Raw genomic sequence first — 24,004 nt, 5'->3', positions numbered from 1 at the left:
AAGTTTTTCTATTTCCATTGTAGAAAAGGCACAGAGTGGAATCGACGCGCTCAGGTTTGAATTTGTGCTCGGACCTGAGGCTGAGGAGACACTAGGGAGGAAAGGTCCCAAATTTAAATAGTTCAAGAGAAATTGACACATTCTTCTCACCTTTGCTAGTGTTATATATAGACCAATTGTTATAAAATATTAATGAGGGATAATAAATAATGAGTACAAAAGAAAGTTCACGAGATAAATTAATCAAAACGGCTTCTCGTTTGTTTCAGTTACAGGGATACCATGGGACTGGCTTGAATCATATTTTGAAGGAGAGCGGTGCTCCAAAGGGTTCTCTCTATTATCATTTTCCAAATGGTAAGGAACAGCTTGCAGTGGAATCCGTCCAGTTAACCGCTGAGTTCGTCAGGAACCAAATTCAGCGCGGCATGGACAAGAAAACCGATGCCATTGAGGCAATTCAGGAATTTATAAAAGGAATGGCGGAACAATTCCATACTGACGACAGCCAGCAGGGAGTTCCAATCGCTACAGTAGCACTTGAAACAGCTTTGACCAACGAGCCGATCAGGGAAGCATGCCAAAATGGATATGAGAGTTTCCAGCAGGTTTTTACCGAAAAACTCCTGCAGTCAGGGTATGAGGAGAGAAGGGCAAGAGAGTTAGGGATTGTGATCAACTCGATTATCGAAGGCGCCTTTATGCTATCCTTCACTATGGGCAGCAATGAGCCGCTTTTATTGGCTGCAAAAAATATTCCAGCACTATTGAAGTAGGGTGCTGGTTTTATTTTTACCAGTTATTATACAGACTGGTCTATTTTTAAAAAGAAAGGTGTGCTTAATATGACCATATTAGTCACTGGTTTTAATGGAAAAGTGGGATACGAGGTTGCTGGAAAATTAGCAGAGAGGCAGCTTCCATTCAGATGTGCGGTCCGGAACGTCGAGAAGGCGAAGAGTCAATTTGGCGACAGCTATGAATTTGTCGAGCTTGATTTCTCAAGGCCTGAAACCTTTGAAAAAGCCTTAGTTGGAATAAACGGGATTTTCCTGATGTATCCGCCCGGGGAAAACATACAGTTCGAGAAGTTTATCAAGACGGCCAAAGAATCTGGAGTGCAGCACATTGTCTACCTTACATTGAAGGACGTCCAATTTATGCCTTTCATCCATCACTATAAAAATGAAAAGCTGATCAAGAAGTATGGAGTCCCATATACCTTCGTACGAGCTGGCTACTTCATGCAGAATCTAAATGACTTTCTCTTTAAAGAAATCAAAGAGAGAAAACGCATTTTTGTTCCAGCCGGAAAAGGAAAGACCAGTTTCGTAGACACACGGGATATTGCCGAGATTGCGGCGATTTCATTAGGCGACCTAAACGCACACCGAAACAAAAAATATGTCATCACTGGTGATGAAGCGCTCGATTTTTACGAAGTAGCAGTCATCATGTCAAAAGCCATGAAAGTGCAGGTGGAATATGCCAACCCTACTGTAAAAGAGTTCAAGTCCCATATGCTTGCATCTGGTGTAGAGGAAGGCTTTATCAATGTTGTCGTAGGTATCCACTTTCCAACAAAGCTAGGGCTGGCCAAAGGAATCAAATATGACTTTGAAAAGGTTACCGGCCGGAAGCCTGGAAGGATGGAACAGTATATTGAGGACTATAAAGAGAATTGGATGTAGGGGCCTCAGGATAGAGGGCGGTTCTCGTGTTCCATAAAAAAGAGGTATATAAATTCAGGATGGATTGTCCAATCTCTGTATATCTGTTTTAACCCTTCTTGAAAGAGGTAAGGTCAAAATAGACACAGTTGTTGGAGGTTATATTTTTGTGGATCAATAAACCGTTTTTTCAGTATGCGATCGGATCGCTGATTGTCGTCATCACACTTTATTACCTGGGGAAGCTTGGGTATCTGATAGATCCATTGCAGGCGTTCATTGCTACTCTATTTTTCCCGTTGGTGCTGTCTGGGATTTTCTATTATTTATTGCGTCCTGTTGTGCACTTTTTATCTAGATATCTTTCAAAACCTATGAGTGTCGTACTTTTGTTTGTAAGCTTGGCTGGGGGCTTGTCTTCGTTATTCTATTTCGGGGGAGCGATGATTGGCTCGCAGATGTCCAATTTGACGGAGAATCTGCCGGAGCAGCTTAGTAGTCTTTCGGACCAGTCTGGTGAAATGCTTGATCGATATAATATCAGTTTTATTGATAATCGTGATCTTGAAGGAAAAGCAGTGGATTATATCAGTTCGATATTCTCGGACACAGGGGATTGGTTCACCCGGATATTCAGCACGATTACGAGTGTGGTCGTATTGCTGGTCGTGGTTCCATTTCTGCTGTTTTTCCTGCTAAGGGACGAGGACAAGGTCAGGAAAAAGCTGCAGAAAATCATTCCGGCCGGCCATGAGGAGGAGGGAAATGAAATCCTGACAGATGTCGACAGGACGCTGTCAACCTATGTGATCGGCCAATTCCTTGTTGCCCTTGCCGTCGGCACAGCGATGTACATCGGCTTTTTGATTATTGGCATTGAGTCACCGCTGGCATTGGCGATTTTCCCGATGATGTTCGAAATCATCCCGTTTTTTGGCCCGATTCTCGGCATCATTCCTGCCATGCTTGTTGCCCTGATCGACGGTCCCGGAATGGTATTGAAAGTCACCGTTTTGACGCTCATTGTCCAGCAGCTCCAAAGCAATCTGATTTCGCCATATATCATGGGGAAGAAGCTGCATCTCCATCCGGCGATTGTCATCCTGCTTCTTTTGGTCGGCGGATCCATATATGGATTTGTCGGGATTTTAATTGCCGTTCCGACATATTCCGTCCTGCGAGTGCTGATCAACGATTTCTGGAAAATTTACAAACTAAGAAGGCGTGAGGGTAAAATCATCACAAACCCTGAGGAATAGTAAGCCGTTCGGTTGAGGGGGAATATGAATGTTTGCTCGAAGGGATTATCGGTCAATTCAGCAATCATTCCCTTTTCCCTCCATTCCTTTATTGATTCAGGAAGGATGAGCCGCCTAGTTTGTTGAATTCTTTATTATACAAAAGATGCATGTTAGCGGAAGAAAAATAGAATATTAAAGCTGCTTACAGAAATGAAAGGCAAGTAAAGATTGGATTAATAGGGAGATAGAAGATGAAAAACAAAAAAAGAAATAGAGGCAGCTTTTTTAAAAACACTCTAATTGAGCTAGTCGGTGAAGTCGTTTGGAACATCTTACTGTTTATACCGAGATTGATCATCCGCATAATAAGCAGCATTTGGTGAAGCGGTTAGTCAAACTTGAGCTATGTAGGTGACTGAACAATTGATTATAAAACGGAGGCACTGGTCAGGAAGAATTTGCTGCCTATTACGGTCGATTATTAGTACGCAAATAACTAATTTTGAAGTTATTTTCAAATATTTAGGCTTTAAATTAAATTCTTTTCACACCTTCTCTTTAACAAGAAAGTTGTGGCAAGTTAGAAGCCCTTCCTTAAATTCCTTACTAACTCTGTTTGAATCGTAGGCACAAACAGAAAGAAGTTTTGTTTCGGTCACAATTTTATCAGCTTCATTTTCAGAATCCAATAATTTTGTACTTATTTCCCGCTCATCCCGCCATTCTATATGGGCCCAGCTTCGGACGACTACATCAAGTTTTGAATTACCTCCAATTAAGTTAGGAAGATAATCGAAAATAGAATTAACTTTAAAGTCTCCCTTGGCATAATAGAAGTCATAATTGTTGATAAACATCACTTTTTCTAAGTGGCTTTCATTAACTAACGATGTGAGTCTTTTTTTAATCAACGGAGTATTTCGATCATTTTCTATAATGATACAATATTCATTCAGTTCTAAACCGGAAGTGATAAATTCGGCTACATTTAAAATATACTGATCCTGATTCTCATAGAAATATAATACATGTCCCTTAGTAAGGTTTTGAATTTCATTAACTTCTATTAAATGCGTACTTTTCACATGTGCACCCCATTGAAATAGACATATAACGCCTAGAGATAACTTTATCATACATTAATATTGAAATGGGTTTCGTGAGCAAGTATATCCGAAATAAAACATTGATTAAGCTGACGGTGCAGTTTAGCTCAATAAGTAATCATAAAAATAATGAGCATTTACTAAAAATATGATTAAACGGAGGTAGAAATGCCAAAATTTCATCTGGATAGAACCGAATTAACTGGAGCCATAAATGTAAATTTAACAGATACTGAGGTAATACCAGCAGGTACAACAATTTTTCCTATGAGTGTTTATCAAAAAAATGAAGATTATCAAAAATATGCTAACGATTATGATATTCAATTTATCTTTGACGATGATATTCCACATTTAGAATTTTATACGGTTCCATATGTAGATATTATGGCAAAAGATAGTAAAGGTGGATTTATCGGAACTGTTGGTCAACAATGCGATTTGGAAAGTGACGCACCAATTTGTTATATCAATCGGCATTTAGAGTGCTTGATAATTCCTCTATGTCTGCATCCCTGCAATTAAAGATGATAGCAAGCACGTTCTATACACTGGCGACTTGAAATATGAGTAACCATTAGGTATTCACCTAAGCTTCGCGAATGAATAACCTAATAGGAAGCCATTTTTAGGGGGAGTCGGAGTGGGATATTATGTTTCTGTAGAATCAGGGGTAAAATTGTATCTAGAAGATATAAATTCCGAAGGTAGTAAGACAATCGTGTTTTTACATGGCTGGCCGTTAAGCAATAAACAGTTTGAGTATCAATTCGATGTTCTTCCCTCTATGGGTTACCGATGTATAGGGATTGACTGGAGAGGATTCGGAAAATCTGATAAGCCAAAAAGCGGATATTATTTTGATCGATTAGCGGATGATATACGGGCAATAGTTGATATACTTCAATTAGACAATTTCACTCTTGCAGGTCACTCTACAGGTGGAGCCATCGCGATTCGGTATATGTCCCGTCATAATGGTTATGGAGTTTCGAAACTTGTATTAATCGATGCTGCAGCTCCTGTAGGCTTTACTGCAGATACTGCAACTAAATTTCTAACTCTTGCGTTAAATGACCGTCCTAAGATGATGCGTGAAGTGACAGAAAACTTTTTCTTTCAATATATTACAAGCCCATTTTCTGAGTGGTTTTTTCAATTGGGCTTAGAAGCAGCAGGTTGGTCAACGGCAGCCATAATCATGACTCTAAGAGATGAGACCCTTTATGCAGATCTGCAAAAAATACTGGTCCCGACCTTAATCGTTCATGGTGTTCACGACAAAGTTATTCCATTTGCACAAGCTCAGGAACTAAATCAAAGAATAACAAATTCACAACTTGTTCCTTTTCATTACAGCGGTCATGGTCTTTTTTGGGAAGAACGTGACAAGTTCAACCAGCTATTAAAACAATTTATTGGTTGAAGTTCCTTCTAGTTTTTTGTTTCTGCTACCCGTTTCAAGTGGGAGGCTGTCGATTCAGCAGATATTAGAAAATATCTTATAAATCAGCTTAGGGATGCCTTGGAACCGAAATTATCTTCATCAGCTCTATGTATATATCTATCATTCTGGCTATATCTTAGTGAAGATTCTATTCTTTAGTTCACTTTACGAGAGCTCTGATCCTAGAAGGATTAAAGCTCTTTTTTGTTGAACTTCTTATTGAAGTAAAGGGGCATGGTTAGTTGAAAAAGGAAAAAATAGAGATTAGGGAATAGACCTCTAAAGTACTTAGTTTTTGTAAACGGGGAGTATTGAATGGAGCTTGTTCTTGGACTGGCTGGAATTCTATTTATGTTATTTATTATTAATTCCTTTTTTACATCAGAGAAAAAACTAAAGAAACTTAATGGTACAAATGAAAAGATAGTTGAGTTATTAAAGGAGATTAAAAAGGAACAGTCCGAATAAGGGTGCATTGATAAAGTAAGGAATAATTGCCTTGTTTTGTTGAACTTCTATCTTATTGAACAAATGAGGCAGGAAATAATATATTTTTTGTATCCCCGTGATTGCGTGATTTTTCAATTTATTGTATTAATTTTTATTACTACGCTTACTGAAAAAATATGTTATTTAACCAGATGACTTGTCCAGACAAATAATTTCTCCGTTCATATATTGATATTGCAAGATAATCTATATGGAAGGAGGAGAAAGCTATGTGTAGAGAATGTGAATCCTATGAGGAGTCTTATAGGGAGAACAGACCTAACCGTAACCGGAGTTGCGATAAGTGTGTGTGTGATCAACTCAGAAGGTTACGTCGAGGGACTGAAGTTGACGTTTTTTTATCAGGTGGAAGAATTTTAGAAGATGTGATATTTCTTCGATTTAATGACAACAATTGCTGTGCGACCTTTAGGGATGAAGAAGTTGAGCGTGGTACAAAAATTTTTGTGGACTGCCGGGACATTGTTGCTCTTCGTATAGAGTAAGGGTGTATCCCAATTTTTAATTATGAGCCCATTAAAAGCCCTTTCAAATGGGCTTTTCCATTTTGAACAGGCTAGTAAGATTGTGAAAGAATGTAATTAAACTAACGGGTGCTTTACTTGAATAACCCTGCACTTCCAAACAACAAAAGGATCAGAAGATTTGCATCTGATCCTTTTGTTTTGCTATTTGTTATGGCATTGGTTTATTGAAACCTATGCTATTTTCCATGTGGAATTGTATTTTCTCCATATCAACCGAACGGGTTAGAAGAATAGGGAAAGGGGGCGGTTCCCAGGTCCAATTTTGATTTGGATCAGGAAACGCATCCCTTATTTTTTATTTCAGTTTAATTTCTTGATCCACTTTAATGAACGATAACGCTGCATTAATAGGATTGATTTTGGAGTGATCGTGGATTAATAAAAACATTGATTGCGGATGTATTTTTTTCCTTATTTTCCGATTGTCATCTGGAACATTGGCAGAGATTTAGCGGGGGACTACTACGCGATGCTGATTTCATAACATATCTCTGTGAACATTAATGTGTAGACAAATTCGGAATACTTCCGATTTCTGTAGGCTAACCTCAGGGATAATCGAAAAAAGCCAATAAGAAAGCGACCAAATTGCTATACAGCGATTTGGTCTTTTGTTTGGTAGGGCATTTATAAACCATTATTACCGAGAGGATTTATGCCCCCTTTGTTGAATTTCTTATTCAATTAACGGGGCATGTTTATTGAAGAAAATTAATAAAAATACTGATATAGAAAGTGCTTCTCCTTGTATATAAAGATAGAATGAATTACCCTTTATTTAGGGAGTGAAAGTATAATGAGTGAGAATATTGAATGTATAAATTACAAGGAAGTAATCGAATATGCACTGGATCCGCTAATTGTTCATTCGCAACTCAAGATCATATATGTAAATGAAGCAGCTGAAAAATTTTTCAGAGCTTCAAGGAAAGAGTTAATCGGGGCAAGTCCGCTGGATATCTTTAAAGATACATCTAAACCTGCAATTACAAAAAGAATATCGGGGGCTTATAGTGAACCCGCGGAGCTTATTGAGGAAACAATATATAGAATGGATGGAACGTCCGTTGAAGTAGAATTATATTGTCACCCAATCAAGATTGGGGAAACAAAAGCCATTCAAACTTATGTAAAAGACATCACCGAGAGAAAACAACAAGAAAAAGTCCAAAATGAAATGAATAAACAAATAAATGAGCTAGCGTCCAATATTGTACCCCTATTAGAAGGAATTGCTGTACTTCCTTTATTAGGCGCAATTAATCAGGATAGGGCACAACAACTCTTAGAATTAGTACCGGTCAATGTTCAGGAAAAAGAGGTACACAGTTTAATTTTAGATTGTTCAGGGATTTATAAAATTGATACTTTAGTGATTGACTCACTATTTAAAATGAATAATCTACTGAATTTAATAGGAGTTAAGTGTTTTTTAACAGGGATAAGACCCAAATTAGCTGAAGAAGCAGTTAACATTGGCCTTAACTTAAAAAACATAAGTACTTTTTCCAATGTTAAGGATGCCTTGTCCTTTTTAGGGATAAATAATACAAAGTAAGCTATTGTTCAAAGTTCTCTTGCATGAACTTGCGGGCCTGTTAATCTCTGTAGGATTAACGGCCTTTTTTGGTTGAATTTCTTATTGGGATAGCTAGGAAGGTTAGTTTGCGATGTTAGGGATTCTTATCATAATGTTTCCAATCCTTTTTATTGCAGGGTTCGTTCTTTACTCGATAAGCGGCAACAAGACTTAAAATGGATAGTAGTTTTTGATTTAATGACAAACTAAGGAGCTTTGTATCAGTTACTATAAAGCTTATCGAAAGTATTCTATGTTGAAAGAAAAATAATGCCAGGTGTTTATAATGGACATGCCTTTTTTCACTTTTTTGATTTAAATGGCAATAAACTTCAAGTGCACTGGTGAGAAATATATAAAGGGAATATTTAGTGGGAGCATTAACTATTCATAGAGGAAAGGGATGCTAGAGCATCCTTTTTTTACATGTTTTTTTAGGTTTTAGTACAGAATATGAAGGGGAACCCGACAGGATAAAACCAAGGATTTACCCAAAAGTGAACGATACTTTGGGATTGACCAACCATAAATCAACATTTAGTTAAGGAGAGAAAAGGCATGCAAAAAAACAGAGCTAAAATTGGCGACCGCATTTCCTTTCAAAGAAAAGACCTGACAATTGAAGGGGAAGTTGAAATTGTAAGGGACAATAGCGTCATTGTAAGAATATCTGATCATGCTAACGAAAAACTAGAGTATGAAACAACAAAAACTGTAGTTAGGCACTCTAAATATGTCATCATCAACCCCACAATATCTGCATAGTGAAAGGAAAAGGACCATTGTGGAAACCATAAAGTCGAGTTGGGAATCTCAATGAAAACCGAGGAACAGTTTCTCTTCAAACCAGAGTTTTGGAGGCTTCATTTTTGTTTTAACCATTTTCGTAAAAATAGGGAAAAGAACTTTAATCAACGTTATTAAAACGATTTCAGAATTAAAGAATGCATAAGTGTAAAAAATAGGACTATAACAGCGATGTTTTTGCAATCGCTGTTATTTTTTTCGTTTTAAAAGTAATATCTTAAATATAACACAATGTCAATATTCTCACTTTGTGAATCATAATCAACTATTGGGGCATTTATCCAAGAAGGATTTCATTAATTAGGAGGTAAGATAAGGTGAATATAAAATTTGATCCAAACAACGTCGTTATTAAACTCTGTATGAGTGGAATGAACATGGAAGATGGCGGAAATGGTGAAGGTGCAACCACGATGTTTCGTCAAGCATGGAACGAAGCAAAAGACGATTATGAAAGGTTTATTTCAGCTTATCATTTGGCTCGTAAACAAAAGAGTATTACAGACAAATTGAAATGGATGGAAACCTCTTTACAGTGTGCACTAAATATAAATGATGATAATGTTAAGAGTGCTTACTCAACGTTATATTCAAACATTGCCAAATGCTATGAGGAGTTGGGTGATTCTGATCATGCAACAAGAAATTATGAATTGTCAAACTCACATCGCGGTGCACCTACTGATGAAGGACCATTTTATCATGGGACAAAGGCAGATTTACAGGTTGGTGATTTGCTGACAGCGGGTGGAAATTCAAATTACAAACCTGGGCTTAAAATGAACCACATTTATTTTACTGCTAATGCCAATGGTGCAGGACTTGCAGCAGCATTAGCAAAAGGAGAAGGAAGAGAACGCGTTTATAAAATAGAACCAACAGGTGAATTTGAAAACGACCCAAATGTTACGGACAAAAAGTTCCCGGGTAACTTAACACGATCATATCGTTCTCAAGAACCTTTAAGAATTATTGGTGAAGAAACTGAGTGGGCGAAACTGACGACTACGGAGCGAAGTGAATGGCGCGAAAATTTAGCCAAAAACAAGGGAGAAATTATTAACTGAACATATTTCAAATGGAGTAAAATAGTTACTTTGTTTGCGATTACCGATCCGCAATCCGGCGCGTTTCTGAAATAACAGGAACGCTTTTTCCTTACTCAAGTAAAGGTGCAGTTTAGCTTAAGTACATTTCTTCTGGAGACCTTTATATTAAATTTCCGAAACAATCGAAAACAATCAATTCAATTGTCTTTTCGTATCGAAAACTCCAAACATATACGACATATAATGAATCACAGATGCTTGACCAGAACGAATATTCACGTTTCTGTTCATATTATCTCCCATTGGGAATCCATTGTATCTGCCACCGTAAACACCTGTAACTTGGATGATGAAAAATTCAATTAGCAGGTAGCAAGAATATTTCTGGATCCACGTTGAGCTGGTATTAAAAAATGTGGTAAATTTTTTTAAAAATTTTGTAGTTTCGACCGGAAAAATTAATCCAGGAGATGTCGTAAGTCATGTACTTCCACTTAGTGAAGCAAAGCTTGGCTATGAGATTTTTGACACAAAAATAGTGACGATTAAGGTAAAGGACCAGGCCACCGGTGAGGAAATTGATCAGATTGTGTTCCCGGATGATATGGAGGAAAATAGCTATGATTTTCCGCATCCATAAGGAGGAAATGGCCACCACCATCGCCAGTTTGCTGAAATTAAGGCGGCGATGGAAGACACATTGAAAGTGTATTTTGAAAAATAACGAAATCGAAGCTGCCCAATATGGAGGATATCCCCACCTGGTCGAATTATTCGAAAATGTGGTCGAATAAATCCAAAATGTGGTCGAATTAATTGAAAATCCGCCAAATTAATTCAAAAAGTGGTCGAAAAAGAGAAAATGCCCGCTGTTGTTGCGGGCATTTTCGTCTTTGGCAGCTGATTATTTACTCTTCCTTGGAAATGGCATTATAGTGTTTAAGGTTCTTGAACCTTTTCTTCTTTTTTAAGTACTTTTCGTTCAGTACCAGTACTTTTCCGTTTTCTGCGGCTGAAAATTTGCGATAGACGGATTTGTATTTTTCAAAGGCTAAGTGTTCGGAGATATAAACAGGCAAGATGATGGCGACCAGGATCAGTGTATCGCGCAGGATATGAAAGGATTGCTCGAAAACATACTTCGTCATCACGGCCTGGGAGGCGAATGCGACCATTAAGGTGATCAGGACATTGCAGATGTGAAAAGGGAAAAACTCTTTTCCTTTCAGGAACATCCGCTCGAGCTCATTTTTAAAAATAAGGGAAATGGATACTGAAATCACAATGAATATAAGCGAAATAAAAAACGCCATTTCACCCGTCCTCCTCAATGGACCATCCTTTTCCAGCATTGTAACACAATGAATGGGAGGGAATCGTGTTAGGAGTTATTAAAAGGCACAGGGGTACTGGGCTTTTTTTAGTGGCACAGCCTGAAAGCCGGAGAAAAAAGGAATTGTTGCATTCCTGCGGTATAAGATTTGACGTTCTATCTCAGTCTAATAGTAAAAGTCAGTCTGAATGAGATTGGGGTATGCGGCTTATGACAGGAATTTTGTTAGCTTTGCTTGCGGCGGTTTCGTGGGGCAGTATTGTGTTTGTCAGCAATAAGTTGGGCGGTGATGAAGACAGCCAAACGATAGGGACGACGGGCGGTGCTTTGATCTTTGCTTTAGCGGTCTTTTTTTACAAAAGTCCGGATATGCCGACGATTGTTTGGGTGGTTGGCTTCATTTCGGGTTTGTTTTGGTCACTTGGCCAGAAGAATCAGTTTGGCGCTGTCCGTTACCTGGGGGTGGCGAAAACGGCACCGATGTCAACCGGGCTTCAGCTGATTGGGACCACTTTTTTCGGAGTGTTTATTTTTAAAGAATGGCAGACAAAAATGAATTACATCGTCGGAATTTCGGCGCTTGTCCTGATCATTGCGGGGGCCCTTCTCACTTCGCTTAAACAAGGAGGTGAAAAGGGGGAGGCGAAGAGCCTGAAAAAGGGGCTGCTAGTCTTGCTCATTTCAACTGTCGGTTTTGTTGGATATGTAGTCTTGATCCGCTGGTTCAATATTGATGGATGGGCCGCTATCCTTCCGCAGGCAATCGGGATGGCGACGGGGGCGTTCCTTTTGACGTTCCGCGATAAGCCATTTAACAAGTACGCAGTCCGGAATATTTTAACGGGAATCATCTGGAGTACAGGGAATCTGGGACTATTACTGGCGCTGCCGAGGATCGGGGTTGCCACAAGCTTTTCCCTCTCCCAAACGGGCATTGTCATTTCAACAATAGGCGGGCTTTTCTTTTTAAATGAGCGTAAAAGCAAGAAGCAAGTTTGGCGAGTGCTGCTGGGCTGTGTGCTCATTATTGCAGGCGGCGTGTTATTGGGTGTAACGAAACGATAAAGGGAGCTGACAGGATGTATCCAAGTCTTGAAGGAAAAGTTGTCGTGATTACAGGTGCTGCCACTGGTCTCGGAAGGGCAATGGCAGTGAGATTCGGCGCGGAGAAAGCAAAAGTGGTCATTAACTATTTTAACGAAGAGCAGGAAGTGCAAGCGATTATAGAAGAAGTTGAACAAGCAGGCGGCAGTGCGACGGCAATCCAGGGCGATGTCACGAAGGAAGCAGATGTGAAAAGAATGATCGATCATGCGGTGAAGACATTTGGCTCTTTGGATGTTATGGTCAATAACGCGGGCATTGAAAATGAAGTGCCATCGGAGGACCTCTCCCTCGAGGACTGGAATAAGGTGATTTCCACGAACCTGACAGGGCAATTCCTGGGGTGCCGGGAAGCTCTTGACTATATGCTGAAAAATGACATCAAAGGCTCGATTATCAATATGTCATCCGTCCATCAGGAAATTCCATGGCCTCATTTCGTCCATTATGCAGCCAGTAAAGGTGGAGTCAAACTTATGACCGAAACACTCGCACTCGAATTTGCTCCTCACGGAATCCGGGTGAACTGCATCGCACCAGGGGCGATCGACACACCGATCAATGCCGAGAAGTTCGAAGACCCTGAATTGAAAAAAGGGGTCATCGAGTTGATCCCAATGGGTTATATCGGCAAGCCGGAAGAAATCGCCGCATGTGCCGTATGGCTTGCTTCGAATGAAGCTAGCTACGTTACGGGTCTGACCCTCTTTGCCGATGGCGGCATGACTCAGTATCCTGGATTTCAGGCTGGGAAAGGGTGAGAGTGCAAGCCCCGGGTGTCAGAAAGGACCACAAGATCTTCTTGACGGGAGCCGCGCGAACTGCAATTCAGATGGTTATAAGCAAATAAAAACCTCAAGAAAAAGGATCAGGTTGCAATCTGATCCTTTTACGAATATCAATCTAAATAGACGGGTTCTTGAGGATTGCGCAAATAATTAAATGCTAATTGAATTTGAGATTCTGTATTTCTGGCTATTGATAATGTTGGCAGTTCATTTTCCGCAATAAATTCAACTGCATTTGTTTCAATACCTTCTTGCGGTTGTCCGCCAATGATTTCACATTGAATAATAATTTTATAAACATGATATGGGGAAGGTGGATGCGGATGGCATTTCTTATCGATTCCGGCTATCAATTTTATTATCTTTAAAGACAACAGCCCTAATATCTACCTTGGGAGATGCATAACCAGTTTCATTTGCAAACAGATCTTTTATATATTTTTGGAATATTTTTATAATATCCAAACAATGGACACCTTTGAACAGCCTGCTTCGCACTCAGTTTAGCAGCAGGGAAAACATTTATTACCGGCTGCTAAAACAAGAATAATAGAAAGGTAGCCTGTTCGTTTTATGCTTCCTGAGTGAGAATGGTGCCAAAATCTTTACCTTTATATTATAAATTTGTGAAACTTCATACAGATGAGCCAGATAATTTCCAGTAATTATAGTAAAAAGGTCCATTATTTCGTATTCTATATAAGTAACTCAAATTCTGTTTACATATTCTCAGTTTTAGGTGGTATAACCTTGTTTAAAGATTTTTTAATTCATGCTAGTTTTGTGATTACATTTTTATTTATCGGAGGAAGTCTATTCAAAAACAATCCACAGATGGATACGACGCTTCAAAAGTTAAAACTTGGGACCCTCGCAGGAATACTTGGCTCTGTTTTAATGGCATTCAGTATCCAGATCACTCCTGTAATCATCATGGATTTGCGTCATGTCGCCATTCTGCTTTCGGCTTTTTATGGAGGGTTCACGGCTGCATTCATGGCTGCGGCCATCGTTAATATCAGCAGATTAGTATTTTTTAATGGAAGTCTGGAAACATTTCTTGTCACTGTACTCATCATGTTTCTTATTGCGGTGTTTGCTGCACTGATCAGAAAAAACGTGAGGGGTACGGACTTTTTTAAGTGGACGCTTATGGGGGTGGTCAGTTTAATTACGATTTCCTCAGGACTTTTGTATTTAGTAGGTTTAACCAAACAAGTGTATCAGATACTGGTAAACTATTGGCTTATTACGACCATATCGGGAGTTTTGGTTTATTTTTTAGCAGGATATATCGTTCGGTCGAATCTAATGTTCATGCAGATGAAAACCCAGTCGGTCACAGACTTCCTTACGGGTTTAAATAATGTGAGACAGTTCGATTCATCATTAAATGAAAGTTTGGCAAGTGCCCGGGACCTTAATGAAAAATTATCTTTGCTTATGATTGATATAGACCACTTCAAAAAGGTCAATGATACGTATGGCCATCAGGCTGGAGATGAAGTTTTAAGGCAGCTGGGAGGATTGTTGATCACCTGCACCCACCCAAGCGATATTGTTTCAAGGAATGGCGGTGAAGAATTTTCTCTTTTATTGAAGAACTGTTCCTATTCCAAAGCGCAGGAAATCGCAGAACGTCTCCGGGGAATCGTCGAAAACCACTGCTTCTCCCTGCCAAATGGCAATGAAGTAAGGATCACGATTTCCATTGGTGCTTCAACATATCTAGAAACCACTCATTGTTTAGATGAATTCGTTAAACAAGCAGACGATACCTTATATAAAGCAAAACGGACAGGAAGGAATAAAGTGGCTTTACTATAGAGCGCTTGGAGATGAAATGCCGGCTCTAGGTAAAAAAGCTAGATTGGGAGTTGGACTTATGAAAATCATGACAGCACAAATCACAGATATACAGTCGATTGTACAAATTGACTGTGAAGTGATCGGTAACAGCAGCAGACTCGATTTGATTGAGAATGCGATCAAGCAGGAGCGTTGTATTCTTGTAAAAGAAAAGAATGAGGTTGCCGCGTTCTCGATTTATGATACAAGCTTTTTCGAGTGTACGTTCATATCCTTGCTGATTGTGTCACCTGCCAAAAGGCGTAAGGGGTACGCCAGCCAAATGCTGAATGAACTGGTTCGAATTTCTCCTACTAAAAAAGTGTTTTCATCTACCAATCGTTCAAATGAGAGCATGCAGAAAGTATTCATAGCGAATGGATTTGTCGAGAGCGGAATCGTCGAGAACCTGGATGAAGGCGATCCGGAAATCATTTATTTCAAGGCAAAATAAAGAGAGACAGCAGACCCTTTCTGCTGTCTCTCTGCTATTAACATCACCTTGTTTCAGGTTCAGCCAGATGATTTTTCTCAATATGCTGTTCTCCCCAGGCGCATAGTGAATCCAGGATTCCTTTCAAGGACCAGCCATAGTCCGTCAATGAATATTCGACTTTTGGAGGGACCTGGTTATAGACCTCCCGTAAAATGACATTATCTTCTTCCAGCTCACGCAATTGCTGTGTGAGCATTTTTTGCGTGATACCGGGCATCAATTTTTTCAACTCGCTTGTCCGCTTTTTGCCTTCGATCAAATGGCAAAGAATGACGACTTTCCATTTCCCGCCGATTACCTCGAGGGCTGCTTCGACTGGTATATTGTATTTCTTCAAAATACACCCTCCTTGTCTTTCCGAGCGATTGTAGTGTCATTATACCCCTACATTTCGATAAGTAGTATAGGGCACTTTTTGGTGCCTATATCACCTGTGGGTGCCTACGGAACTTTAAAGTGCGTACTTCTCAAGCAATCAGGTATCCTTCATAATTGCATTCATGTTGGTCAAACGTGAAAGGCGCCTTCACTGGTCAACTTCATCATCTAACATGGAGGATACCTATTATGAGTTCACATACACGAAATAATAACAAGGGAACATTATCCCTTTTGGCTTTGGCCATCAGTGCTTTTGGCATCGGTACGACTGAGTTTGTCCCTGTTGGACTATTATCGACGATTTCAGAGGATCTGAACATCTCGATCACTTTAGCCGGGTTGTTAATATCCGGTTATGCGATGGGTGTTGCTTTTGGGGCACCAATCTTAACAGCTTTGACCAATAAAATGAGCCGCAAAACCTTGCTTATGGCTTTAATGGTCATTTTCATCATCGGGAATTCCATCGCAGCCATTTCGACCAGCTTCGGTCTGCTGCTGGTGGCTAGGATTATCACGGCATTTTCACATGGAGTCTTCTTTTCGATTGGCTCGACAATTGCCGCTGATCTTGTCCCTGAGGATAAAAGAGCAAGTGCGATCGCATTTATGTTCACAGGATTGACCGTCGCCACTGTTACTGGCGTGCCGCTTGGGACCTTCATCGGCCAGCTGTTCGGCTGGAGAGCGACATTTGGAGGAGTGGCCTTATTAGGAGTGATCGGAATTATCGCGAGTGCAATCCTGATACCAAAAAATATTAAGCATGCGCCACCAGCAAAATTCAGTGATCAATTAAAAATATTGGGCAATGGGCCGTTGCTGCTGGCTTTTGCGATTACCGCCCTTGGATATGGAGGCACTTTTGTTGCCTTCACATATCTGACTCCAATCCTTCAGGATATATCCGGGTTCTCTCCGAAAGTGGTGAGCATCATCCTGCTCGTCTATGGAGTAGCAGTTGCCATCGGCAATTCAATCGGAGGGAAAGCGGCGAATAAGAATCCGCTGAAGGCATTATTATGGATGTTCATTGCCCAGGCGATCATCCTCGTAATTCTGACGTTTACAGCGCCATTCAAGGTAGCTGGGGTCATCACGATCTTCTTGATGGGCATGTTCGCGTTCATGAATGTACCGGGCTTGCAGGTACTGGTTGTACGATTGGCAGAACGCTATGTCCCGGCAGCTGTGAATGTCGCATCCGCTTTGAATATCGCCGCCTTCAACCTCGGAATCGCCATCGGAGCATTTGTTGGAGGCCTGATTGTTGACTCCATCGGATTGATCCACACCTCGTGGATCGGCGGCGTGATGGTGATGGGAGCAATCCTTTTGACCATATGGAGTATGTCAATTGAAAAAAAGCGTAAATAGAAAGCATTACGGGGGCAACGGGATTCCCGTTGTCTTTTCCTTTGGCTCTCGTTTGAAAAACGGGGACGTACTCTTTGCATCCATTTCCGGAAGCAAAGGATACGTCCCTTTGCTTGAAAAGAGGTAAAATAAAAGTAAATATAGCTTTCGGAATGGCGGGTTGTGCGATGAACATTTTACTGGCGGAAGATGATTTGAAGCTGGGCGAGCTGGTCGGTTATATGTTAAAAAAGAAGGCTGGTTATCAGGTTGAATGGGTGAAGGAAGGGGAGGATGCTTATTTTTACAGTACTTCTTCCCATTATGATGTGCTGATTTTGGACTGGATGATGCCGAATGGGACAGGTGTGGAGGTTTGCCGCCGATTGCGGAAAGAGGGTTATGCCGGGGCGATTTTGATGCTGACGGCGAAGGATTCGGTCGAGGACAGGATCAATGGCCTTGATGCCGGTGCGGATGATTATCTGATCAAACCGTTCGAGATTGATGAACTCCTTGCCCGGATCAGGGCACTGACGAGAAGGAATTTTGCCCCGATTGTGGAAGATGAAGTGCGTTATCGTGATCTTGTATTAAGCCGGATCAGCCAGGTGTTAAGTGACGGGAAGAAAGAGATCCAGCTAAGTCCGCGCGAATTCCAGCTGCTCGATTTGCTGCTGCAAAACAGGGGCCAGGTTCTGCCCAGGGAGCTGATATTGGAGCGGATTTGGGGTTCTGATGCAGATGTGTCGACGAAAACAATTGACGCGACGGTAAAATTGCTGCGCAAAAAGCTGGACAGCTTTGGCAAGTACGACTTGCTCCAGAGCATCAGAGGGGTAGGATATAAAATTGAAAACTAAGTCCTCACGCCGTGACAGGGAGCAGAATATGTTCAAACGGACCCAGCGCCGGCTGACGAAAGGGTTCCTCGGCCAATTGATGAGCTTCCTGCTGCTGTTTTCTGTCGTCATGTTCGGGGTCCTCTATTTGGTAATCATGCAGGACCACGAGGAGGAAGTGAAAACCCTGGCAAAAGATGAAGCAGCAAGACTGGAAAGATACCTTGAGAGGAACTCCGAAAGAGTGGGGGAGTTCAAGGAGCATGAACTGGAATTAAGAGGGGCAGGCCAGGTATTTGTCTATCTCATCAGTCCGGAAGGCGAATTGCTGATAGGAAATGAAGCCTTTCCCCAAGTTCGGCCGGATTTATTGTCTGCACTTGAAGATCAGGAACTATTCCAGCGAAAAGTGAAAGTCGATTTTTCCTACGATGAACACGAAGAAGACGAAGACCATGACGGCGGCGAGGGACATGATGAGTATCTTCGGAAGGATATCACCCTCTTGATTGCCCGGGAAGAGGTTTCGGTTGACGGCCGGGAAATCGGGAGCCTTTATGTCGGAACCGACATTTCATTTGTCTATCAGATGTTTACCTGGCTGTTCGGCATCCTGATCGGTTTGTTGCTTGTCTTTTTACTGGTCGCCTGGTTCCTGAGCAACAGGATGTCAAAAAAGGCGATGGTCCCGATCAGTACAGCGTTTGACAGACAGCGTGAATTTGTCGCTGATGCCTCGCATGAACTAAGGACGCCTTTAAGTGTCATACTTTCTTCGATTGATGCGATCGAGATGACAATCGATGAAAAGCAGGAGCCTATGGTCCGTAAAATGCTGTTTAATATGAAGGATGAAGTGAAAAGGATGACAGGGCTGGTGAGCGATTTGCTGACGCTTGCCCGGTCCGATTCAGGTAAAATCGAGCGGAACGATGAAGTTTTTAATTTTACAGAAATGGCCCAAAAGGCAGTGGACGGTATGAAGCCAATCGCACAAGAGAAGCAGATTCAGCTCCAATTCCATGCGCCTGACGCTCTTCCTGGCAAGGGTGACCAGCATCGATTGACACAGCTTCTTTATATCCTGTTGGATAATGCGCTAAAATACACACCTGATGGCGGGCAGGTTGAACTGGATCTCTCCAGAAAACAAGATGAGCTGACGATCACCGTCCGTGATACGGGAATCGGAATTCGTCCGGAAGAGCAGTCTTATATCTTCGACCGCTTTTATCGTGGAGACAAAGCGAGGTCGAGGCAGGAGGGAAGCTATGGATTGGGGCTGTCAATCGCCAAATGGATTGTTGACATCCATCAGGGCACGATTGAGGTGAAAAGTGAATATGGGAAAGGCAGTACGTTCGTGGTGAAGCTGCCTTTCACCAATAGAAGCTGACTTATCGTTGGATAGGCCGTTCCAGTGTCAGCAACTCATCTTCCAACGATGAAAACTGCTGCTCCAACACAATCTTGGCGTCTGAAATCGCAGCATTGTAAAAATGAGGAGCAAGCGACGTTTTGACAAAGTCCAGAACTCTTTCAGCCGCGAATTCGGTTAAATCTTCCCCTCTTTCTTGTGAAAAGAAAACCTGGATGTCATCAATCATGGCCTGCTGCTGTTCTTTTGATAGTTTTATGAACATGGAAAGCACTCCTTTAAGGTAGTTATATTTTTAACTATACAAATGGAATCCAGCAAATTGCAGTCTTTAAAAAAATTAAATTTTATGTACAGCACAAAGAAAAAGTATGAACCGAACTCTGGTTTATACTTTTTTTTTTCTTTGAACTCTTCCTTTTCACCGTATTTTCACCATCCGTGGATATAGTGATACTCATAAAAAGGTAGAAGGAGGAGACTTCCTGCATGAATAAAAAGGTGAAATGGTCCGTGATCTCTGTCAGTACAATCACCGCCCTGACGTTTGGCAGCCTGGTGATGAATAACGAAAAGTCTGCCGGTAATGAAAACTCAGGTCCGGAAAATGATTGGCTTCGTGAAAATTTATCTGCATTTTCGGAAGAAGGCTATGATGATGAAGGCGATCGTTATTACAGGGAACACGATGATGATGAGTACGATGATGAGTACTATGAAGACCATGATGATGATGATGATGAGGGTTATGACGATGATGATTATGACGACCACTATAGAGGTGAATATCAGGAGCGAGGGACTTCATGGGGACAAGACCAAATCGTGAATGCGCCGGAAAGAGGCTTCCGCCAGAAGAAAAGCAGCTCGAGGACATCCCGATGATCGAGACAAGGTTCAGAGGGATGAATAGCGGAATCCTGCTTTCAGGAATGGATTTAGATAATCACTTAGAGATCAAGAGGATGATTATGGATTTTGAGCAAAAGGCAAGCCGGTTCATTCCCGATAATCAGCTGGCATTCGTCAATCATAGTCCGCTTGATGTTCCGATATATTTGGATCCTGTACTGGCAGACCTCCTCGATCAATCACTTAAACTCGCCAGGAAATCAGATCACCATGTCCATCCGTTCCTCGGAAAAGAAATGATGGCGAATGGCTATACCGAGTCTTTTCATGAACAATATCAGCCGGTTTTTTCAGGGCGTACATCAACGCATTTTGCCGGTGAACCGATCGAGAGGCTATCGAAAAGGTGGATCATTAAAAAGAGGGACTTTCTTTTTGACTTCGGAGGCTTTGGAAAAGGATACATCATTGACAAAGGGATCAGACATCTCAAACAGAAGGATGTGAATCATTTTCTGATCAATGCCGGGGGAGATGTGAAGTTGCTCGGGACCCATGAAGTCGGGATTGAACATCCGGTTTTGATGGGAGAGGACATGATCAGGCTGTCGATCACCGATCAAGCACTTGTCACCTCGGGGAAGAATTATCGACGCTGGACCAGGGATCATCAGCATTACCACCACATCCTAGATGGCCGGACAGGTGAACCAGCTTTCAACGGAGTGCTGCAGGCAAGCGTCATCGCCCATTCCGCGATGGAAGCTGAAACGGCCGCGAAGCTTTTGTGCATCCTTCCATTTGAGGAGGCAAAAGCATTGCTTTACAGGAACTTCCCGCGCATTGCTTATTTTGTTTACTTTGAGAATGACCAGATTGCCATTGGCGGGGATTCACGACTTTATAAACGAATGGAGGTAGCGAAATGAACTGGATTTGGATTGCAATCCGCGCGACAGGACTGACCGGCTATTTTTTGCTGACATTATCCCTATTGATGGGCATTTACAGCCATATCCCGAAGAAAAGAGGTTCAGTCCTCGCTTTTCATCAAATCATTGGCCAGGTAGCGCTCTTGTTTATCGGGATCCATGCGTACCTGCTGATCTTTGATAACTATGAGCCTTTTTCCGTAACGGAACTGCTTATCCCTTTTTCAGCATCCTACGAACCAGTCCTGTCAGGGTTGGGAACGCTTGCGGCTTATTTATTGATCATTGTCATCCTGACCTCTGATTTCATGAAAAAAGTCGGCCGCTCAGCCTGGAAAAAAGCACATTATCTTGTATTTCCGCTCTGGTTCATGTCCGCGATCCACGGCACATTTCTTGGCACAGATACCGAATCATTATGGGCCGTGACTTTATACGGAGGCTCAGTATTGATTGTAAGCATGGCAACCATTTTTCTCATATTGAAAAAAGTTAGCAAAAAACGGAAGGCCAGGCCGGTTGTAACGTAACGCACTCTGCTTTTTTACCGACCCGTTCGGTTGAGAAGGAGAAACCGTAAATACACATGTTGATTAACAGATTTCAGCAAACAAATCAGCCATACAAAAAGTACAAAAAAGGATTAGATTGCAATCTGATCCTTTTGCTCTGAATTCACAGTCGTCTTTTCTCATCGTTATTCATTTTAAAGAATAAATCTAATATAAATGCGGTAAGGAATGATATAGCTGAAAGCAAAATGAATGCAGTACTAATTACTGCACTTAATAGCCATCCATTACCAAACCAAACATATACCCAGCCCATTAAACCAATAATTCCTAAACATAAAGAAACGTAATACTTCAGCCTGCTTTTATCCGGTAAGAATAAGTTAATGGCATAAAAAACCAATGAAATTAAGAAAACAAAGGAAATGATAAGGAAAACATCCATTGATAAACTCCTTGTTAAATATTGTATAAAACCTTAAATTTGGGAACTCTTTATAGATTTTTCGGATTTGATTTTTTGATGAATTCCATTCACTATAAACGAAGCAGGCGAATCAAGCAGGATTTGAATAAAAACTGATAACACCCATAATGACAAAGAAAATAATAATCAAAAATCCGCTTAATAAAATAACAGTTAAGGTACGTCGGTTTTTATTGTCCTTCGCCCTTTTTATATATGAGATTGCAAAGTAAAGGACAAAGCCTACAATAATCAAAAGAATGAGCGGCGGTAGAAACATCCCCAATTTAATCTCTCCTGTCGTTTCTGATATTTAACTAATAATTCAACACAAAGAGTGTTTATCCTTCCTGGTTAAACAACGCCTCATAAAGAAAGTAGAAACGGCACTTGGATGTAGGCGATCTATGCAAATAAAACTCCTCGAAAAAATCCGGATTCCTTTAAGCATATCTTTTTAGAAATCAATAAGTAATATTAAAATAGCATTTTTGGGAGGAACTACAGATTTGGTCTAAATGCAAATATAACCAGGCAGGAGGTCCTTTTCCAATGAAACCAGCCGCTCCTCTCAGTAGGAAAGGAAGGAGAGACGAAAGAATTTGTCGCGTGTTATTGGAGTATGGGGATAGTATAAATATGGAAGGGGAAAATATCGTTTGTCGATTGTTATCAGTGTGCTTGGATTTGTTGGTGGGAATAAAAGAACATGAGTAAACCGGGAATATAGGATACACCCTATCGTTAGGAGGTAAGCGATGATGTACTTGGCGCCATTTTGCACGTTGGCCATTAACCTATTTATTATCTGGTTTATGCCCAAGCGGCTTACAAGAAGAGAAATTTATATCAGTTGGTTTGTCATCGCGTTAATAAACTTAAGTACTGATATCACGTTGGATTTGTATTTTAAGTTATATGAATTGGGTGGGCCGGGAGTGCAACTTCCAGTACATGTAATTGAATTAACGCTTGGTGCATCCTTTGGTATCATTTTCCTGAATTTTATGCCTGAAAAATTCAGTTCATTTCTTTTCTATTTGGCAATCTGGATGGGGATCACTTTGGCTTTCGAATCCTTTATGGTCCATGTGAAATTCATCAATTATACTGGTTGGAAAGCCTGGTATTCTATCCCTTACTATATTGCCGCTTTCTGTTTTGTAAGGTGGCATTTATTTTATATAAGAAAAGGGACTTGAAAAACATTTAGTGGCAATCAGAAGTAATCATTATCGATTAACAGATTATAAGCGCTTTTCGATTCTCCTAATTGATTTGGAACCAGTGGTTCTGAGGAGATCCAAGTGGCAAAGTCATCACTGCTGTTTCTCATTCAAAATCTCCAACACATCCTGGTGCTGCTTCTGCACATTCGAGACATGCTTGATTTCACTTGATAACTCCAATTTTGTTTCATCAAGCTTCTTCATGAGACTACCGTAATAGAAAGCAACTTCCTTGCGCATCTCTCTCTGCTCAATCTGCATAGACTGCTGTCCTTCTTCCAGTGTGTCCAGGCGAAGATTCATNGACTGCTGTCCTTCTTCCAGTGTACCCAAACGAACTTCCACAGATTCAAAGCGGTTATCAATTGAATCAAAACGCTTATCAACAGAATCAAAACGTTTATCAACAGAATCAAAACGCTTATCAATGGAATCCAACCGATTTAATATCTTGTTCAATACTTTTTCCATATCATTTCACCTCCTTTTCTTTGCCCTTATTATACCCTGTCCAGTAAAAGAAGTCACCAGAAATAGAGGGGACAAATGTA

Annotated in this window: 26 protein-coding genes and 3 pseudogenes; 22 read left to right on the top strand and 7 right to left on the bottom strand. The window is 40.8% G+C overall.

What is annotated here, in order from left to right; genetic code table 11:
* Positions 1-209: 209 nt before the first annotated feature.
* The 3 genes from ACNAZ4_RS08895 (at position 210) to ACNAZ4_RS08885 (ending at position 2,929) form a co-directional block, all read left to right on the top strand.
* Entirely contained in the window at positions 210-776 is a 567-nt protein-coding gene (locus ACNAZ4_RS08895) for a TetR/AcrR family transcriptional regulator (RefSeq protein WP_415813918.1), read from the top strand.
* Positions 777-845: 69 nt separating this feature from the next.
* Positions 846-1,691: an SDR family oxidoreductase gene (locus ACNAZ4_RS08890; protein ID WP_415813916.1), complete on the top strand. Its 846-nt coding sequence runs from the start codon at positions 846-848 to the stop codon at positions 1,689-1,691.
* Between the two features lie 146 nt (positions 1,692-1,837).
* Positions 1,838-2,929: an AI-2E family transporter gene (locus ACNAZ4_RS08885; RefSeq protein ID WP_415813915.1), complete on the top strand. Its 1,092-nt coding sequence runs from the start codon at positions 1,838-1,840 to the stop codon at positions 2,927-2,929.
* 527 nt (positions 2,930-3,456) lie between these two features.
* Here the strand turns inward: ACNAZ4_RS08885 and ACNAZ4_RS08880 are convergent.
* On the bottom strand, positions 3,457-3,996 hold the full coding sequence (locus ACNAZ4_RS08880) for an MEDS domain-containing protein (protein ID WP_415813914.1): 540 nt from the start codon (positions 3,994-3,996) through the stop codon (positions 3,457-3,459).
* A 189-nt stretch (positions 3,997-4,185) separates the two neighbouring features.
* Between ACNAZ4_RS08880 and ACNAZ4_RS08875 the strand changes: the two genes are divergently transcribed.
* The 7 genes from ACNAZ4_RS08875 (at position 4,186) to arr (ending at position 9,954) form a co-directional block, all read left to right on the top strand.
* Complete coding sequence (locus tag ACNAZ4_RS08875) at positions 4,186-4,542, top strand: hypothetical protein (protein ID WP_415813913.1); 357 nt, start codon at positions 4,186-4,188, stop codon at positions 4,540-4,542.
* A 118-nt stretch (positions 4,543-4,660) separates the two neighbouring features.
* Positions 4,661-5,443, top strand: coding sequence for an alpha/beta fold hydrolase (locus ACNAZ4_RS08870; protein WP_415813912.1), 783 nt, complete (start codon positions 4,661-4,663; stop codon positions 5,441-5,443).
* A 336-nt stretch (positions 5,444-5,779) separates the two neighbouring features.
* The gene (locus ACNAZ4_RS08865; RefSeq protein WP_415813911.1) at positions 5,780-5,932 is read left to right on the top strand and encodes a hypothetical protein; all 153 of its coding nucleotides are present in this window, start codon (positions 5,780-5,782) and stop codon (positions 5,930-5,932) included.
* A gap of 251 nt (positions 5,933-6,183) precedes the next feature.
* Positions 6,184-6,459 carry a hydrolase gene (locus tag ACNAZ4_RS08860; RefSeq protein ID WP_415813910.1) on the top strand — a complete coding sequence of 92 codons (276 nt, stop codon included), beginning with the start codon at positions 6,184-6,186 and terminating at the stop codon, positions 6,457-6,459.
* An 838-nt stretch (positions 6,460-7,297) separates the two neighbouring features.
* Entirely contained in the window at positions 7,298-8,059 is a 762-nt protein-coding gene (locus ACNAZ4_RS08855; RefSeq protein ID WP_415813909.1) for a PAS domain S-box protein, read from the top strand.
* A gap of 579 nt (positions 8,060-8,638) precedes the next feature.
* On the top strand, positions 8,639-8,845 hold the full coding sequence (locus ACNAZ4_RS08850) for a DUF2187 family protein (RefSeq protein WP_415813907.1): 207 nt from the start codon (positions 8,639-8,641) through the stop codon (positions 8,843-8,845).
* A 359-nt stretch (positions 8,846-9,204) separates the two neighbouring features.
* The gene (gene arr, locus ACNAZ4_RS08845; RefSeq protein WP_415813906.1) at positions 9,205-9,954 is read left to right on the top strand and encodes an NAD(+)--rifampin ADP-ribosyltransferase; all 750 of its coding nucleotides are present in this window, start codon (positions 9,205-9,207) and stop codon (positions 9,952-9,954) included.
* 192 nt (positions 9,955-10,146) lie between these two features.
* Here the strand turns inward: arr and ACNAZ4_RS08840 are convergent.
* Positions 10,147-10,284: pseudogene (locus tag ACNAZ4_RS08840) on the bottom strand (glutathione-dependent formaldehyde dehydrogenase); the annotation flags it as partial.
* A gap of 91 nt (positions 10,285-10,375) precedes the next feature.
* Here ACNAZ4_RS08840 and ACNAZ4_RS08835 point away from each other — a divergent pair.
* Positions 10,376-10,474, top strand: a pseudogene (locus ACNAZ4_RS08835) (hypothetical protein); the annotation flags it as partial.
* 370 nt (positions 10,475-10,844) lie between these two features.
* Here ACNAZ4_RS08835 and ACNAZ4_RS08830 read toward each other — a convergent pair.
* Positions 10,845-11,249, bottom strand: a complete 405-nt coding sequence (locus tag ACNAZ4_RS08830) for a hypothetical protein (RefSeq protein WP_415813905.1) — start codon at positions 11,247-11,249, stop codon at positions 10,845-10,847.
* A gap of 230 nt (positions 11,250-11,479) precedes the next feature.
* Here ACNAZ4_RS08830 and ACNAZ4_RS08825 point away from each other — a divergent pair, with 230 nt between their 5' ends.
* Both ACNAZ4_RS08825 and ACNAZ4_RS08820 read left to right on the top strand, forming a co-directional pair.
* Complete coding sequence (locus ACNAZ4_RS08825) at positions 11,480-12,334, top strand: GRP family sugar transporter (protein ID WP_415813904.1); 855 nt, start codon at positions 11,480-11,482, stop codon at positions 12,332-12,334.
* A 14-nt stretch (positions 12,335-12,348) separates the two neighbouring features.
* Entirely contained in the window at positions 12,349-13,134 is a 786-nt protein-coding gene (locus ACNAZ4_RS08820; protein ID WP_415813902.1) for an SDR family oxidoreductase, read from the top strand.
* 137 nt (positions 13,135-13,271) lie between these two features.
* Here ACNAZ4_RS08820 and ACNAZ4_RS08815 read toward each other — a convergent pair.
* Positions 13,272-13,611, bottom strand: a pseudogene (locus ACNAZ4_RS08815) (NUDIX hydrolase); the annotation flags it as partial.
* Between the two features lie 300 nt (positions 13,612-13,911).
* Here ACNAZ4_RS08815 and ACNAZ4_RS08810 point away from each other — a divergent pair.
* Positions 13,912-14,988 carry a GGDEF domain-containing protein gene (locus ACNAZ4_RS08810; protein WP_415813901.1) on the top strand — a complete coding sequence of 359 codons (1,077 nt, stop codon included), beginning with the start codon at positions 13,912-13,914 and terminating at the stop codon, positions 14,986-14,988.
* A gap of 58 nt (positions 14,989-15,046) precedes the next feature.
* Positions 15,047-15,463 (top strand): GNAT family N-acetyltransferase, encoded by a 417-nt coding sequence (locus ACNAZ4_RS08805; protein ID WP_415813899.1) that lies wholly within the window; start codon positions 15,047-15,049, stop codon positions 15,461-15,463.
* Positions 15,464-15,506: 43 nt separating this feature from the next.
* Here the strand turns inward: ACNAZ4_RS08805 and ACNAZ4_RS08800 are convergent, their stop codons facing one another.
* A complete protein-coding gene (locus ACNAZ4_RS08800) occupies positions 15,507-15,842 on the bottom strand; it encodes a winged helix-turn-helix transcriptional regulator (protein ID WP_415813898.1) in 336 nt (111 codons plus the stop codon).
* Between the two features lie 230 nt (positions 15,843-16,072).
* Between ACNAZ4_RS08800 and ACNAZ4_RS08795 the strand changes: the two genes are divergently transcribed.
* The 3 genes from ACNAZ4_RS08795 (at position 16,073) to ACNAZ4_RS08785 (ending at position 19,480) form a co-directional block, all read left to right on the top strand.
* Entirely contained in the window at positions 16,073-17,263 is a 1,191-nt protein-coding gene (locus ACNAZ4_RS08795) for an MFS transporter (RefSeq protein WP_415813897.1), read from the top strand.
* A gap of 167 nt (positions 17,264-17,430) precedes the next feature.
* Positions 17,431-18,105: a response regulator transcription factor gene (locus ACNAZ4_RS08790; protein WP_415813896.1), complete on the top strand. Its 675-nt coding sequence runs from the start codon at positions 17,431-17,433 to the stop codon at positions 18,103-18,105.
* The gene (locus tag ACNAZ4_RS08785; RefSeq protein ID WP_415813894.1) at positions 18,095-19,480 is read left to right on the top strand and encodes a sensor histidine kinase; all 1,386 of its coding nucleotides are present in this window, start codon (positions 18,095-18,097) and stop codon (positions 19,478-19,480) included. The genes ACNAZ4_RS08790 and ACNAZ4_RS08785 overlap by 11 nt, the downstream gene beginning before the upstream one ends.
* Position 19,481: 1 nt before the next feature.
* Here ACNAZ4_RS08785 and ACNAZ4_RS08780 read toward each other — a convergent pair whose 3' ends face one another.
* A complete protein-coding gene (locus ACNAZ4_RS08780) occupies positions 19,482-19,727 on the bottom strand; it encodes a DUF2164 domain-containing protein (RefSeq protein ID WP_415813893.1) in 246 nt (81 codons plus the stop codon).
* A 224-nt stretch (positions 19,728-19,951) separates the two neighbouring features.
* On the opposite strand from ACNAZ4_RS08780, the gene ACNAZ4_RS08775 reads away from it, so the two are divergent.
* From ACNAZ4_RS08775 to ACNAZ4_RS08765, 3 genes are read left to right on the top strand one after another with little or no spacing between them, the layout of a single operon-like run.
* The gene (locus tag ACNAZ4_RS08775; protein WP_415813892.1) at positions 19,952-20,347 is read left to right on the top strand and encodes a hypothetical protein; all 396 of its coding nucleotides are present in this window, start codon (positions 19,952-19,954) and stop codon (positions 20,345-20,347) included.
* Complete coding sequence (locus ACNAZ4_RS08770; RefSeq protein WP_415813890.1) at positions 20,269-21,243, top strand: FAD:protein FMN transferase; 975 nt, start codon at positions 20,269-20,271, stop codon at positions 21,241-21,243. Before ACNAZ4_RS08775 ends, ACNAZ4_RS08770 begins: the two co-directional genes overlap by 79 nt.
* On the top strand, positions 21,240-21,776 hold the full coding sequence (locus ACNAZ4_RS08765) for a ferric reductase-like transmembrane domain-containing protein (RefSeq protein ID WP_415813889.1): 537 nt from the start codon (positions 21,240-21,242) through the stop codon (positions 21,774-21,776). The genes ACNAZ4_RS08770 and ACNAZ4_RS08765 overlap by 4 nt, the downstream gene beginning before the upstream one ends.
* Positions 21,777-21,921: 145 nt before the next feature.
* On the opposite strand, the gene ACNAZ4_RS08760 is transcribed toward ACNAZ4_RS08765, so the two are convergent.
* Positions 21,922-22,203: a hypothetical protein gene (locus ACNAZ4_RS08760; protein WP_415813888.1), complete on the bottom strand. Its 282-nt coding sequence runs from the start codon at positions 22,201-22,203 to the stop codon at positions 21,922-21,924.
* A gap of 779 nt (positions 22,204-22,982) precedes the next feature.
* Between ACNAZ4_RS08760 and ACNAZ4_RS08755 the strand changes: the two genes are divergently transcribed.
* On the top strand, positions 22,983-23,426 hold the full coding sequence (locus ACNAZ4_RS08755) for a hypothetical protein (protein ID WP_415813887.1): 444 nt from the start codon (positions 22,983-22,985) through the stop codon (positions 23,424-23,426).
* The last annotated feature ends 578 nt before the right edge of the window (positions 23,427-24,004 follow it).

It is taken from the genome of Mesobacillus thioparans (assembly GCF_965138835.1).
GTDB lineage: Bacteria > Bacillota > Bacilli > Bacillales > Cytobacillaceae > Mesobacillus > Mesobacillus thioparans.
The sequence above is the reverse complement of the archived record's forward strand: the minus strand, read 5'-3'. Positions and strand labels throughout refer to the sequence as shown.

What these genes read in the sequence shown, in the direction of transcription:
- ACNAZ4_RS08895 (WP_415813918.1), top strand. Translation starts at nt 210, where the DNA reads ATGAGTACAAAAGAAAGTTCACGAGATAAATTAATCAAAACGGCTTCT.
- ACNAZ4_RS08890 (WP_415813916.1), top strand. Translation starts at nt 846, where the DNA reads ATGACCATATTAGTCACTGGTTTTAATGGAAAAGTGGGATACGAGGTT.
- ACNAZ4_RS08875 (WP_415813913.1), top strand. Translation starts at nt 4,186, where the DNA reads ATGCCAAAATTTCATCTGGATAGAACCGAATTAACTGGAGCCATAAAT.
- ACNAZ4_RS08865 (WP_415813911.1), top strand. Translation starts at nt 5,780, where the DNA reads ATGGAGCTTGTTCTTGGACTGGCTGGAATTCTATTTATGTTATTTATT.
- ACNAZ4_RS08860 (WP_415813910.1), top strand. Translation starts at nt 6,184, where the DNA reads ATGTGTAGAGAATGTGAATCCTATGAGGAGTCTTATAGGGAGAACAGA.
- ACNAZ4_RS08855 (WP_415813909.1), top strand. Translation starts at nt 7,298, where the DNA reads ATGAGTGAGAATATTGAATGTATAAATTACAAGGAAGTAATCGAATAT.
- ACNAZ4_RS08850 (WP_415813907.1), top strand. Translation starts at nt 8,639, where the DNA reads ATGCAAAAAAACAGAGCTAAAATTGGCGACCGCATTTCCTTTCAAAGA.
- ACNAZ4_RS08830 (WP_415813905.1), bottom strand. Translation starts at nt 11,249, where the DNA reads ATGGCGTTTTTTATTTCGCTTATATTCATTGTGATTTCAGTATCCATT.
- ACNAZ4_RS08825 (WP_415813904.1), top strand. Translation starts at nt 11,480, where the DNA reads ATGACAGGAATTTTGTTAGCTTTGCTTGCGGCGGTTTCGTGGGGCAGT.
- ACNAZ4_RS08820 (WP_415813902.1), top strand. Translation starts at nt 12,349, where the DNA reads ATGTATCCAAGTCTTGAAGGAAAAGTTGTCGTGATTACAGGTGCTGCC.
- ACNAZ4_RS08805 (WP_415813899.1), top strand. Translation starts at nt 15,047, where the DNA reads ATGAAAATCATGACAGCACAAATCACAGATATACAGTCGATTGTACAA.
- ACNAZ4_RS08795 (WP_415813897.1), top strand. Translation starts at nt 16,073, where the DNA reads ATGAGTTCACATACACGAAATAATAACAAGGGAACATTATCCCTTTTG.
- ACNAZ4_RS08790 (WP_415813896.1), top strand. Translation starts at nt 17,431, where the DNA reads ATGAACATTTTACTGGCGGAAGATGATTTGAAGCTGGGCGAGCTGGTC.
- ACNAZ4_RS08780 (WP_415813893.1), bottom strand. Translation starts at nt 19,727, where the DNA reads ATGTTCATAAAACTATCAAAAGAACAGCAGCAGGCCATGATTGATGAC.
- ACNAZ4_RS08775 (WP_415813892.1), top strand. Translation starts at nt 19,952, where the DNA reads ATGAATAAAAAGGTGAAATGGTCCGTGATCTCTGTCAGTACAATCACC.
- ACNAZ4_RS08770 (WP_415813890.1), top strand. Translation starts at nt 20,269, where the DNA reads ATGGGGACAAGACCAAATCGTGAATGCGCCGGAAAGAGGCTTCCGCCA.
- ACNAZ4_RS08765 (WP_415813889.1), top strand. Translation starts at nt 21,240, where the DNA reads ATGAACTGGATTTGGATTGCAATCCGCGCGACAGGACTGACCGGCTAT.
- ACNAZ4_RS08760 (WP_415813888.1), bottom strand. Translation starts at nt 22,203, where the DNA reads ATGGATGTTTTCCTTATCATTTCCTTTGTTTTCTTAATTTCATTGGTT.
- ACNAZ4_RS08755 (WP_415813887.1), top strand. Translation starts at nt 22,983, where the DNA reads ATGATGTACTTGGCGCCATTTTGCACGTTGGCCATTAACCTATTTATT.